Below are 12,265 nucleotides of genomic sequence, written 5' to 3' on the forward strand. Positions count from 1 at the left end.
AAAATACGCATTATCTGCGCCGGCCCTTACTATCGCTGTCGGCTTTCGCTTCAACAAACCTGTAGGTAACCGCCTGCCCTTTTACATTCAATTCGTTATCTTTCGCCTCAGACAAAGTAAGCCCTTTGATATCCACAATACGTGGCATCTCGCCCACCCGTTTCAAAAATGTCAGCAACTGACGGAAACTGCCTGTCACATCCAGATCAACAGGCACCTCGGCATAGATCTGCCGGGCCACTTCCCTGCCTGGTCTAAACTGTTTGAACTCAAGGCCGGAATCTTTTCCTGCCCACGACACATTTTCCAGAAGATCCGGAATCTGTGACTTCTTGGGCAGCATATTCAGAGCCACCTTCAACTGCTTCTCAAGCTTGGCGTACTCTTTCTGTTTACGTGGCAGGTCATGCGCCAGACGCTGATTTTTGACCAGACGCATTTTCTGCATCGCAACCTGAGACTCCTGCTGGGTAATCTCCTCCTGCAGAGGAATCCAACCCAGATAAACATAAGCTCCGGTGATCACTGCAAATGTCACAACCAGCGTCAATAGCTTCTGCCATGCAGGCAGTGGCAGAATCGGGCGCAGCCCTTCGTAGAGGGACTCTTTCAGGGAATCAAACATCAGCCCTTACCCCCCTTGTTAGCCGCAGCACTCGCCTTCTTTCGGTCCGGAAGCTCATCAATGCGACTCATATTCAGGCTGAACGTTCTTACCGGCAGGCCATCAACTGTAATACGACTGATCACCAGTAGTTGAATATTCGAAAACAGCGGAGATTGGTCCAACTTGCGCATAAAGTTGGCAACTGCTTTATTGCTTTCACCAAGGCCAGAGAGTTCAATGGTATCTCCACCATCTTTCACCGACTTGATCCATACGTTGTCGGGAATCACCTTGGCAATCTCATGCAACGTTTTCAGAGAGCGGAAACGCCCCTCCTGCAACCTGTCGACAATATCAAGCTTGCGTTCCACATCACCACGCAGATTAGCAAGATTCTCAATTTTACCGATCTTCTTCTTCAGTTCAGCATTCTGTTGCTGCACACGAATCGTCTCCTCTTTGAGGTCGGAGAGCTGCATAGAAGCTGTGGTATGGGCGCCCATAGCAAGCAATACCGCGATAACAACCACGGCAAAGAAGATACTCAGATGATGAACAATCTGCTGCTGGCGTCTGGCATCGCGGTAGGGAATAAGGTTAATGCGAATCATGAATCGAAGCTCCGCATCGCAAGCCCGACAGGCACCATAAGCATAGGACCAATTCGCCTGATATGCTGTTCATCAAACTTTCGAGCCGGGATCTTGATACTATCAAATGGGTTTAGAATGGCCGTATCAATACCCAGTCGCTGCTCAAGTTCGGTAGCAATATTGGGGATCAGTGCACAGCCACCGGAGAGCAGAAGCTTACGCACAGGAAATTCAGCCCTGCTGGCAGAATAGAAATCAAGTGAACGCACCAACTCAGAGGTTAGCCCCATATAAAAACGCTCCAGAGCCTCTGGATGAACACTATCAAAATCATCTGTCTTCAACTGCTCGGCAGCCTGATAACTGATGTCATGCTCTTTCTGAATCTCTTCAGTCAGATTCTGACCGCCATAAAACTGATCACGCACAAATGCCATCTGGCCATTAATCAACACATTGATATTCATCATATTGGCGCCGATATTAATCAAAGCATGAACATCAGCATCCTCATCTGCCAACAGCTGCTCTCCACCCTTGGGAAGGGTATGCTGATCGGTCACCTCTGCACCATTTTCAAGAGCAAAGACAGCGCAATCCACACATTTAGCCGTTAACCCGGCCTCGGCAAGCACCATCTGATAATCTTCGACAACTTCACGTTTGCAGGCTGCCAGCACCACATCCATATGCTCCGGATCATCAGCTGTCATGCCCTGAATGAAAAAGTCGAGGAATACATCATCGATATCATAGGGAACATGCTGATCGGCCTCGTACTGGATCTGCGCCTCCAGCTCAAATTCGCTCACTGTCGGAATGGTGATAGTTTTGATAATCACGGCATTACCTGAAACTGCTAAAGCGACGTTTTTAGTCGATGCTTTGGCGGCATTAACTGCCTCAACCAGTGCCTGTGTAACTGCAGCGGAGTCAATGATGGTATTTTCAACGATCGCATCGCGAGGTAGGGGAATCGTTGCCAGAGAGACAAGCTCAAAACCTGAGCGCGAACGAGACAACTCAACCAGTTTGATCCCGGTCGAACTGATATCCACACCCATGATCCCTTCAGATCTGCTCGAAAAAAAGGACACTTACCCTCCATAGCTTAAGCTTTACTGGCACATACTCGTGCAAAGTACCTTATTATAAGCAATAAAGTCAAGTCAGTTCACAGTAAAGTGAGTCAACTTAACAGTCACAAATCATAGCAAAGATCACGCCATTACGTCAGCTTTTAAACAGCATTCAGCCCCTTGGCTGTCAAATGCATGGTTTCACCCCTTTATGCGCTACCCAACGAATCAGAAGAGGCCAACTGAAGTGTGGTTGAATCGTCATGGACCCGGCCGACCTGAGCCACAAAAACAGCAAGAAACAGACTGATCCCCACCATCTCAAGAAACTCCTCCAGAGACTTGGCAAAGTGATCAACCGTGTAATCCTCAAGCATATAGGCCTCTTTGAGCCAACTATACAGATTCAAGGCATGCTCTTTTGGCATACCTTCAATGAAATCAAGCACAACAGCAACGGCAAGACAGGAGAATGCTGCTATCACCATCAATAGCGGCCGCCCCACGCCCAGCACCCGCCAGAGAAAATAGAGCATATAGAGCCCAACCGCCGCAAAAAAAGGCAACAAAAACTGCCACTCATAACTGGGAAACATCTCCAGCCACTGCGAAAGGATGCCAACATCCCCGCCATTTCCTGATTCAGCAACGATCTCTTCAAACATGGTACCCAACCGCTCATGAATCAATGCCCCGTCATCGGCTGACATATAGGAAAAAAACAGTGCCAGCACCAACCAGCCTCTGCGCTGAAGAGCTGTAGCACCATCAACAGTGCAACTAAGCCAGTAGAGGAGCCACAACACCAGTGCCGCCACCAGTGTTTGCGAAGTCATAAACCAGCCGGCCAGCCCATCTTCCCGGGCAATATTAAAAATCCGATGGATCGATCTGTATTCAATCACTTCGGCATAATTAATCACGATATCAAGCAGCACGAGTAGCAACTCAATCGCGACGAGAAAAACCAGAACATGCCAGCTTAAGCGATCTGTATTCAGCACCAGTTGGCGTGATTCACTTGCCATCAATATCTCCTTCATCCGTTCAGGCCATCATGCCAGAAAAGGGCATCTCACAAAAATGGCGCCCATCTATCAGGCGCCATTCGCATCATAATTTAAACACTACTGCCCATAAATAGTTCGCTGCGAATTACCCCTTGCAGGTTTCACACTATCAGGCGGTTCCACGACAGGACAAGCGCCCAGAAGATCACCATGGGCAAGGTGAGCCGCAACAGCCCCCTCAGCAACAGAGAGGGTCTGCAGATTTTCCGGACTGCCCGGAGGGGCATGGCACAAGGTTACTTTATTATCATCTGACGACTCGCTGTCTTCTGACCCCTTCTCACGTTTTTTATCTGCGTTTGACCTACTATCTTCTAAGTTATCTTTTTTCGAATATGCTGCCGACACATCATCAGAAAAAACACCTGCCTGAGCGCCAAAAGCAAACATCAACATGACTGAAAAAACAGTGACCAATAGATTATGCTTCATATCTCACTCCATGAATAAAAACGGCGCCTCTCCTCATGCAAGGAAAGGCGCCGTTGATCTGCTTATCAATAGAGCCTTACTGGCCCATAACTTCGCGATGCGATGATGAAGATGATGGAGAAACCGAACCACCGGTACCGCCTGGTGTACCATCAGCACAAACACATGAACTCACGCCTGGAGGGCACACACAACTTGGAGCGCCACCGCCCGCATCAGGATCAACACATTCACCCATGGAGTCGCCATGCGCCATATGTGCAGCTACAGCTGATTCACCAACAGAGAGCGTCTGCATATTCTCAGGGTTACCTGGAGGGTAGTGACAGATGGTCTCTTTATCCTCTTTATCTTTAGAACCACTGTCCTCTTTGGACTTGCTGTCTTTAGAACCACTGTCTTTGGACTTACTGTCTTTGGACTTACTGTCTTTGGACTTACTGTCTTTGGACTTACTGTCTTTGGACTTACTGTCTTTGGACTTACTGTCTTTGGACTTACTGTCTTTGGACTTGCTGTCTTTGGACTTGCTGTCTTTAGACTTGCTGTCTTTAGACTTGGACTTGCTATCCGACTTGGACTTACTGTCCGATTTCGCATCTGCAGATGGAACATCAAAACTAAACGTTCCTGTCTCACTACTGAACGCAAACGTCAGCAGTGCTGCAAAGAAAATAACCAATACACTGTTTTTCATATCCTTCTCCTCTCAATCTCTAAATGGCTACTCCGCCATTGGACACACTATCAATCCGATAACTGCCCAATAATGCGACGCAGATCACATTTTCAACTTTTTTCCTGAAACATCACAGGCGTAACTTTCACTACTATCAGAGTAAATATCGGTCAAATTCGGAACAACTTAAATAATAAAAGCCGACATCCCATAGAGATGCCGGCTTGGAATTTAGAGTTCCTCTACGGATTAATATGCGCGGTGGTGCGTTGGGCCTGCTGCAGTAGGGCTAAGCACCGAACCAGTTCCGGGAAGACCATCAGCACATGTACATGCTGAAATACCTGGAGGGCACTCACAACTACCAGTCGATGCGACCGCATCGTCATCGTCACTACTGGCCTGTGAAGTGCTGTCGTCATCGCCACTGCTAATATCAAAAGTTTCATCGTCATCATCACTCTTGGACTTTGACTTATCGTCATCATCACTCTTGGACTTTGACTTATCGTCATCATCACTCTTGGACTTTGACTTATCGTCATCATCACTCTTGGACTTTGACTTATCGTCATCATCGCTCTTGGATTTTGACTTGCTGTCATCATCGCCGGCAGCTGCAACTGGGATATCAAACGTCACAGTTCCACTCTGAACACTAAATCCAGTCAGCATGAAGAGCGCAGCAAATGCACTATATAGAATTGTCTTTTTCATAAACCTGTCACCTCGAAAAAAAGCGATTATCTCTGTTTTTGTTCTGCCGTCAAATTTAACCACAATCAAATTGCGGCAGAATGACGCAACCACACTTTCAGCAAGAATAAGATTTAATAGATAATCGCACGAATCAGATGGGTTGGTGCACCATTCACGTAACCGATGGCATAAGCTGCCACCCTGTATGGTGGATCCCACGCACCAGCGACAACCTGGCCATCGAGCCAGAGTCCTGAATTGGCATCACAGGCCCTCGAATTAGCAGTCGATGGCGATCCATCACACGGGCAGCCTGCACCAAGTGCTGTGCAAGCATCCACTGCCGATTCAGTTGCCCCCGGTTGTAGTGGAAATATTTCAATATCTGAATCAATTTCAGTTTTATCAGCTGCCGTAAGCCAGACAATAGCGCCATTATTGGGGATATCTTCACCAACAATCGGACCAACGGTGGTAGTGGTCGGACTCCGGTGTGGCAGCTGTGGTATCGATGCTGTAATTGTGCCATTGTCAGCGATCTCCAGCTTGATATAACGCGGCAAAAGCGTACTGATATTAAACATCGTGGGCTGTGCTGCAATGAGCCTGTTATCTGTGGGGGCCAGCTGCACATTAATGCAATTGGGATAGGTTAGAGCCACCCCTGCTCCGGGATCAGGTTCAGAGTTGAAACAGATGGCGCGATTTGCCAAAGGGGTGTTGTCAAAATAGACAACCTGGCCAGCCAAGCCTGCTGCAGCTGTATCACTGATTGCTGTTGGCCCGGGATCGGAGAGGTAAGCATTCATCTCACTCATATCACCGGCAGTGTCGGCTGCAGGAGGTGTTGGGTCACCAAATGCTGCATGCCTGTAACTTCCAGCTGTATACGGAAAGTTGTCAAAATCTGCATCATTATGAAATGCCCAGTTGATATAGTTAATCGCCGTTTCCGCATAATAGTAGGCTTCAGTTGAGCTCTGCGCAGAAGAGCTGGTCTGCGTTGCTGTGCGGCCGGTAAAGAACATTGCCAAAGACATGAGTGTCAGCAGACTCAACATGATCAGGGAAGTAATGAGAACAAAGCCCTTCTGATGATTCACTGTGGAGATCATATTAGTTCCTCGGCCATGTATTGAACTGCAGGCTCAACTCTCTGGTCTGTTTGTTCTCATTAAGATACTCGGCAACCAGTGTCACAACCCAGATCCCGGTGGCACTGGAAGCGGTTAGTCCGGTTGCACTCATGTCCCGGATCAGTTCCTGACAACCACCGGCGATATTCGGCTGATCCCAGCAGATATAGGGCGTTGGCTTGCCTCCTCCAACATTGGCAGCATTCATACGGAAAGCGCCGTTGGTTGCGTCCACCGTGTCACAGGTACCCAGAGCAACCACGCTATCCAGTGGTTGATAGATAATCTGATTGTTCGTGCCATCCCAGCAGATATCCTGACCACCCCTCAGCTCCGCCTGCATCAGATGGGATACAAGATAGAGATCAGCCATGCGCTCCCCCCTTGAGGTTACGGCTCGCGAAGCATCGTTCATGGAAACAAACATCATGGTTAAACCGGCCAGTATGATCAGCCCCATCGCCATGCCGATCATCATCTCAATCAGGGTAAATCCTGCTTCATCAGACAAGGTCATATCCACGCGATCACTTATCATGGCATCTTCGTCATATGGGTAAGGAATACGGATCGTGAGTTGCCCTTATTCAACCACGACACGGTCACCACCTTTGTCCACGGGGTAATAGTACCAACCATATCCCTTACACCCACAGCACCATTATTGTTAATACCTGCAAAGCTATTGTTTGGAAGTGACGGCAAGGGTGCCTGAGCAACGGATCTGTTTACTACTATGGTGTAGCTTATGCCAATACCTGCATCCGGCGTACAGCTAACGGTTACCGGATACCCTGCCGGGTCGGCTCCCAGAGTAGTCAACCCACAAGTGCCGACGGCAATACTTGGTGGCCGATCATTCGCGTCATTCTGCCAGAACTCCAGAACCTGCTCAGCCAGATGTACCGCTGTCAGTCGCTCCCGTGAAACCTGGCCGCTACCCATAATGGAGATACCGAAGCCACCGAGTGCCAGCACGCCAACTGAGACAATGACCAGCGCCACCAAGATCTCAATCAGTGTAAAACCTCGCTCAGAATGCATGCTATTCAATATCATTGGAAGTATGCCCTGCCGACTATATTAATAGTAATTTGATTGCTCTGAGCACCAGCCTGAAGAGTCATATTACCAAAATTCACGGTTCCCCGACTGTTAAATGTCCGATCAGTCGGAACCGCTGTAAAAGCCGCGGAGCCAAACTGAGTTAAATCCATCTGAAGGTTCCGGCAGGTGCCACAAGCGCCAGTGTCGTAGGTGTAAGCCGTGGTTGAGGTGAAATCAATTGTCACACTCCTGTTCTCCGCGATAGCGGTCACCCGCGCCTGTTTCAGATGGGACATCAATGTTTGAGTTGCACTGCGAACTGCCTGCCTGTCTCGCCATTCGGAAAAGGCGGGGATCGCAATCGTGCTCATCACGCCAATAATGACAACGACAATCATCACTTCGATCAGCGTGAAACCGCGCTGTTTTGACGAGCAAGAGAGAGGCGTAAAAACTCCGGCTTGCCTGAGCCGTGTGCTTCCGCTTGAATTCGGGTCAATGCGCATCCTATCCATTATCGCGAAAATCCTTATCTCCTTGAGCCTGCTAGCTGTGATGGGCATCACAATAGGTTATCTTCTCTTCTCCAGCAACCTGCCTAAACTTACCGCACTCTCCGACTACCAGCCACCACTGGTATCCCGTGTTTATAACAGTGACGGTGAACTGATCGCCGAATATGCCGACGAACACCGTATCCTGACGCCATTTAATCAGATTCCGAAGATGCTCACTCAGGCATTCCTTGCCGCTGAAGACCAGCAGTTTTACGAACATCCCGGCATCAATCCTGCCCGCATCCTCTCCGCGGCACTGGCTAATTTGCGTGCAGGCCACACTGTGCAGGGCGGCTCAACCATTACCCAGCAGGTGGCAAAAAACTTCCTGCTCACCTCAGAGCGCTCCTACACCCGCAAAATCCGTGAAGCGATCCTCGCCTATCGTATTGAAAAATCGTTCTCCAAAGATGATATCCTCTACCTCTATCTGAATCAGATCTATCTCGGACGCGGCTCTTATGGTGTCGCATCTGCTGCATGGCGCTACTTTCACAAACCGCTGAATGAATTGACACTGGCTGAGTGTGCCACCATTGCCGGTATGCCGAAATCTCCGGGTAGATATGCACCGCACATCAATCCTGAAAAAGCGACGCAACGACGCAATACTGTGTTGCACCTGATGCAGAACAGCGGCTTTGCCAGCCAGATCGAAGTTGAAATGGCAACGCGCGAGCCGATGATCGTTACTGATCTGGAAGCGCCAAAACTCAATGACGCTTATGCCGATCTGGTCGTGCGTCAGCTGACTGAACGTTTCGGATTGAAAACCCTGCGCAGGCAGGGGCTGACGATTATCGTACCGTTTGATCCGATAGCACAGAATGCAGCCATCCGCGCAGTGCGTCACGGTGTGCTCGATATCGAACAGCGCCAACACTACCGCTACCCGGTCAACCACCCTTCCGAAACCTGGATGGCACTGCTGGAGAGTTGGAAGAAAGTCCGCGAGGGCAAACCTGTTGCTCCGGCCACAGATGAGATCATTCCGGCACTGGTAACCAAGGTAGCGCGCAATGGTGATTTGACTGTTAATGATGGCAGAAACCTTTGGAAGCTAAGTAAACCTGGCTGGGGCTGGAAGCCGATTTCTGAATACAAAAAAGAGGGTGCAACTGAAGAGCAACTGGCTGAACTGCAAAAACACCCCCGCAGATGGATCAAGGGCGATGAGATCCGATTGCAGGGGACAGCCAAGCAAGGCGTTCGTCTTGCGCAGGAGCCATCGATTGAATCCTCCCTCTACGCCATCGACATGGAACGCGGCACGGTGCTGGCACGTGTTGGCGGTTATGATTACCAGACAGCCGGCTTTGATCGCGTGCATCAGGCGATGCGCCAGCCGGGCAGTGCATTCAAACCGCTCCTCTACACCTCAGCCCTGACCAGCGGCTCAACCCCTGCCACCATTGTCATGGATACACCTGTGGTGTTCGACAGCAGTACCAGTGATGATTTCTGGCGTCCTGAAAACTATAAAGACAAGTTTGCCGGCCCTGTTCCACTGCGCAATGCACTGGAGCATTCGCGCAATCTCGCCTCGATCAAGGTGTTGCAGAATGTCGGTATCAGACGTTTTCTTAATGATCTCGAACTCTACCCGCTGGAGCGAAAGTTCCCGCCCCAGCTGGCACTGGCACTCGGTGCAACCGAGGTCTCCCTTGAAGCTCTCACCAACTCCTACACCGTCATGGCCGATCAGGGTCAGAAGTGGACACCCGTCTCCATTCAGCAGGTGCAGGATCGCACCGGCAATACCCTGCACCGATCTGTGTCAGGCAATCGCTGTCAGGTCTGCCATGTTGATCCGGTTATGTCGGCCAGCGACAGCATGCGCCCTGCCCAGCGCGTACTCGATCCTGTTGATAGTTTCCTGATCACCAACATCATGAAAGGTGTTGTCGAACGCGGCACAGGCCGCCGTGCCCGCGCCCTCAACCGTCCGGCCGCAGGCAAAACCGGCACCACCAACAAACAGGTTGATGCCTGGTTTATGGGTTATACACCACAGGTACTTACCGGCGTCTGGTCAGGACGCGATACACCAACGCCGATGGGCCGTAGTGAAACCGGCGCCAGAGCCGCCCTGCCAACATGGTTGGAATCGATGCAGGCCTTCCACAAAGGGCGTCCCGTCGTGGACTTCACGCCACCTGAAGGTATTGAGTGGGTTGTCATTGATGATAAAACCGGACTACTGCCCGGCCCTGATAGTGAAGAGGTGTTTCTGGAAGCCTTCCGTAGCGGCACTGCGCCAACTGAAGAGACACCTGCGTTAGAGGGGAGTGATGCAGATCAGAATCAGCCGCCCAAAGAGGATACCGGTTTCTTCGGTCTGGGCCTCTAACCCCTCACCCCTCACACTCCAGGCAATTCACCAGCAAGTAACGGCAATCCCGTTGCGCGATAGCTCTTAAATTAAATCCGATTCACCTTCGCTGCCATGATAAAATCATTCTCATGCAGACCGCCGATTTTATGGGTGTAAAAGGTGATCGTGCAATACCCCCAACCATAAGCAATGTCAGGGTGATGTCCCTCTTCCTCTGAGACTTCGCCAACCGTAACTGCAAACAGCTGCGCATCGACAAAACTTTTAAATGTGAAGGAGCGGCGCAACTGCCTGGCATCATCAGAGAGCTGCCAGCCGGGAACATCGATCAGCAACTGCTCGGCCGCTTCTCTGCCCATAGGGGCTATGCCACCCTGACAGGGGACGCAGCGCTTATCCTGCAGTTGGCTCAAGCGCACGTCTCATCAGGCGGCGGCACCTGATCAATCACCAGTTTGTACTCAATGGCATCATTAAGCGCCCGGTAGGCCGCTTCCAGCACATCGGTAGAGACACCAACGGTACTCCACTTACGATGGCCATCACTCGATTCGATCAACACACGCACCATCGCCCCGGTAGCCTGCCGGGTCGAAAGTACGCGCACCTTAAAGTCACTTAACTGCATGGAGCAGAGCCCCGGATAGGCATCAACCAGTGCTGCCCTCAGCGCTTTATCCATGGCATTGACCGGGCCGTTACCAAGAGCTGCTGCATGCACCAGTTTGCCACCCACACGCACCTGCACGGTAGCCTCCGCCTCAGGCACGTCATGGTGTCCCCGTTTCTCGTCATAAACACGAAAACGCACCAGCTCGAAATGGCGCTTAAAGCGACCCATCGCACGGCGCAGCAGCAACTGAAATGAGGCATCGGCACCCTCAAAGGCGTAACCGGCCGCCTCCAACTCTTTAATGCGTTTCACCGCTTCGGCCACGCCGGGATCATCGGCCGCAAGCCCCGCCTCCGGCTCAAGCATCTGCATTTTACTCAGGATATTACTGCGTCCGGCCTGATCGGAGACCAATACACGCTGCTCATTGCCCACCACTCCCGGATCAATATGTTCATAGAGACTGCTCTGCTTGCGGATCGCCGAGACATGGATGCCACCCTTGTGGGCAAAGGCATTCTGGCCAATAAACGGTTGATGTTTCCATGGTAGACGATTGGCCATCTCATTAACAAAACTGGAGAGCGAAAAAAGCTGTTTCAGTTCATCATCGGAGACATCACAATCGATATTCAGTTTAAGTTTCAAAATGGGAATCACCGAAATCAGGTTAGTATTGCCACAGCGTTCGCCAATACCGTTAATGGTTCCCTGCACCTGTCTGGCCCCCGCCTGCACAGCAGCAATCGCATTGGATACGCCCAGCTCACTGTCGTTATGGGCGTGGATACCAACAGTGGTATCGGGGAAACGGGCCACAACCTCTCTCACGACATCAAAAACACGAGATGAGACTGAGCCGCCATTGGTATCACAGAGAACCAGAGCATCCGCTCCACCATCGGCAGCAGCCTGCAGTACCTGCATGGCGTATTCCGGATTGGCTGCATAACCGTCGAAGAAGTGTTCAGCATCAAACATTACCACGCCGAGGTGCTGTTTCAGGTAGGCAACGGAGCCTGAAACCAGCTCCAGATTCTCCTGCAGTGAAATGCCGAGCGCTTTTGTGGCATGGATATCCCAACTTTTACCGAAGATACAGGCTGCATCAGCACCCGATGCCACAAGATTATTCAACCCGCGATCTTTTTCTGCAGCATGACCGGGACGCGCTGTCGAACCGAATGCCACCAGTGAACTGTTGGGCCAGTCTCGCTTCCGCATCTGTTCAAAGAAGAGATCATCCTTGGGACTGGCACCGGGCCAGCCGCCTTCAATCCAGTCCATGCCGAATTCGGCAAGACGATTGGCAATGCGCATCTTATCCTCAACGGAAAAAGAGATGCCCGCAGTCTGGGCGCCGTCGCGAAGTGTAGTGTCGAAGAGTTCAACCTGCTGAGTAGCTTTCATGTAGAGTG

The 12,265-nt window shown here is 50.7% G+C and carries 14 protein-coding genes; 1 reads left to right on the top strand and 13 read right to left on the bottom strand.

Annotated features, from left to right (window positions below; translation table 11 throughout):
- Nucleotides 1–10 precede the first annotated feature (10 nt).
- From F3F96_RS03230 to F3F96_RS03280, 11 genes are all read right to left on the bottom strand, one after another.
- Nucleotides 11–625 carry a type 4a pilus biogenesis protein PilO gene (locus F3F96_RS03230; protein WP_176961826.1) on the bottom strand — a complete coding sequence of 205 codons (615 nt, stop codon included), beginning with the start codon at nucleotides 623–625 and terminating at the stop codon, nucleotides 11–13.
- Nucleotides 625–1,218, bottom strand: a complete 594-nt coding sequence (locus F3F96_RS03235) for a PilN domain-containing protein (RefSeq protein ID WP_176961827.1) — start codon at nucleotides 1,216–1,218, stop codon at nucleotides 625–627. Before F3F96_RS03235 ends, F3F96_RS03230 begins: the two co-directional genes overlap by 1 nt.
- Complete coding sequence (gene pilM, locus F3F96_RS03240) at nucleotides 1,215–2,297, bottom strand: type IV pilus assembly protein PilM (RefSeq protein WP_176961828.1); 1,083 nt, start codon at nucleotides 2,295–2,297, stop codon at nucleotides 1,215–1,217. The genes F3F96_RS03235 and pilM overlap by 4 nt, the downstream gene beginning before the upstream one ends.
- A 191-nt stretch (nucleotides 2,298–2,488) precedes the next feature.
- Nucleotides 2,489–3,307 carry a hypothetical protein gene (locus F3F96_RS03245; RefSeq protein ID WP_176961829.1) on the bottom strand — a complete coding sequence of 273 codons (819 nt, stop codon included), beginning with the start codon at nucleotides 3,305–3,307 and terminating at the stop codon, nucleotides 2,489–2,491.
- Between the two features lie 99 nt (nucleotides 3,308–3,406).
- Nucleotides 3,407–3,781, bottom strand: coding sequence for a hypothetical protein (locus F3F96_RS03250; RefSeq protein WP_176961830.1), 375 nt, complete (start codon nucleotides 3,779–3,781; stop codon nucleotides 3,407–3,409).
- Between the two features lie 76 nt (nucleotides 3,782–3,857).
- Entirely contained in the window at nucleotides 3,858–4,478 is a 621-nt protein-coding gene (locus F3F96_RS03255; RefSeq protein ID WP_176961831.1) for a hypothetical protein, read from the bottom strand.
- 231 nt (nucleotides 4,479–4,709) lie between these two features.
- Complete coding sequence (locus F3F96_RS03260) at nucleotides 4,710–5,177, bottom strand: hypothetical protein (protein WP_176961832.1); 468 nt, start codon at nucleotides 5,175–5,177, stop codon at nucleotides 4,710–4,712.
- A 113-nt stretch (nucleotides 5,178–5,290) separates the two neighbouring features.
- Entirely contained in the window at nucleotides 5,291–6,199 is a 909-nt protein-coding gene (locus F3F96_RS03265) for a hypothetical protein (RefSeq protein WP_206675266.1), read from the bottom strand.
- Nucleotides 6,200–6,275: 76 nt separating this feature from the next.
- Nucleotides 6,276–6,833 (bottom strand): PilW family protein, encoded by a 558-nt coding sequence (locus F3F96_RS03270; protein WP_176961834.1) that lies wholly within the window; start codon nucleotides 6,831–6,833, stop codon nucleotides 6,276–6,278.
- Nucleotides 6,830–7,339 carry a prepilin-type N-terminal cleavage/methylation domain-containing protein gene (locus tag F3F96_RS03275; RefSeq protein WP_176961835.1) on the bottom strand — a complete coding sequence of 170 codons (510 nt, stop codon included), beginning with the start codon at nucleotides 7,337–7,339 and terminating at the stop codon, nucleotides 6,830–6,832. The genes F3F96_RS03270 and F3F96_RS03275 overlap by 4 nt, the downstream gene beginning before the upstream one ends.
- A gap of 11 nt (nucleotides 7,340–7,350) precedes the next feature.
- Nucleotides 7,351–7,857 carry a GspH/FimT family pseudopilin gene (locus tag F3F96_RS03280; RefSeq protein WP_241697633.1) on the bottom strand — a complete coding sequence of 169 codons (507 nt, stop codon included), beginning with the start codon at nucleotides 7,855–7,857 and terminating at the stop codon, nucleotides 7,351–7,353.
- A gap of 40 nt (nucleotides 7,858–7,897) precedes the next feature.
- On the opposite strand from F3F96_RS03280, the gene F3F96_RS03285 reads away from it, so the two are divergent.
- A complete protein-coding gene (locus tag F3F96_RS03285; RefSeq protein WP_241697634.1) occupies nucleotides 7,898–10,249 on the top strand; it encodes a penicillin-binding protein 1A in 2,352 nt (783 codons plus the stop codon).
- Nucleotides 10,250–10,320: 71 nt separating this feature from the next.
- On the opposite strand, the gene F3F96_RS03290 is transcribed toward F3F96_RS03285, so the two are convergent.
- Both F3F96_RS03290 and cimA read right to left on the bottom strand, forming a co-directional pair.
- On the bottom strand, nucleotides 10,321–10,653 hold the full coding sequence (locus F3F96_RS03290) for a 4a-hydroxytetrahydrobiopterin dehydratase (RefSeq protein WP_370465490.1): 333 nt from the start codon (nucleotides 10,651–10,653) through the stop codon (nucleotides 10,321–10,323).
- The gene (gene cimA / locus F3F96_RS03295; RefSeq protein ID WP_176961837.1) at nucleotides 10,644–12,257 is read right to left on the bottom strand and encodes a citramalate synthase; all 1,614 of its coding nucleotides are present in this window, start codon (nucleotides 12,255–12,257) and stop codon (nucleotides 10,644–10,646) included. Before cimA ends, F3F96_RS03290 begins: the two co-directional genes overlap by 10 nt.
- Nucleotides 12,258–12,265: the final 8 nt, after the last annotated feature.

It is taken from the genome of Mariprofundus sp. NF, from assembly GCF_013387455.1.
Lineage (GTDB): Bacteria > Pseudomonadota > Zetaproteobacteria > Mariprofundales > Mariprofundaceae > Mariprofundus.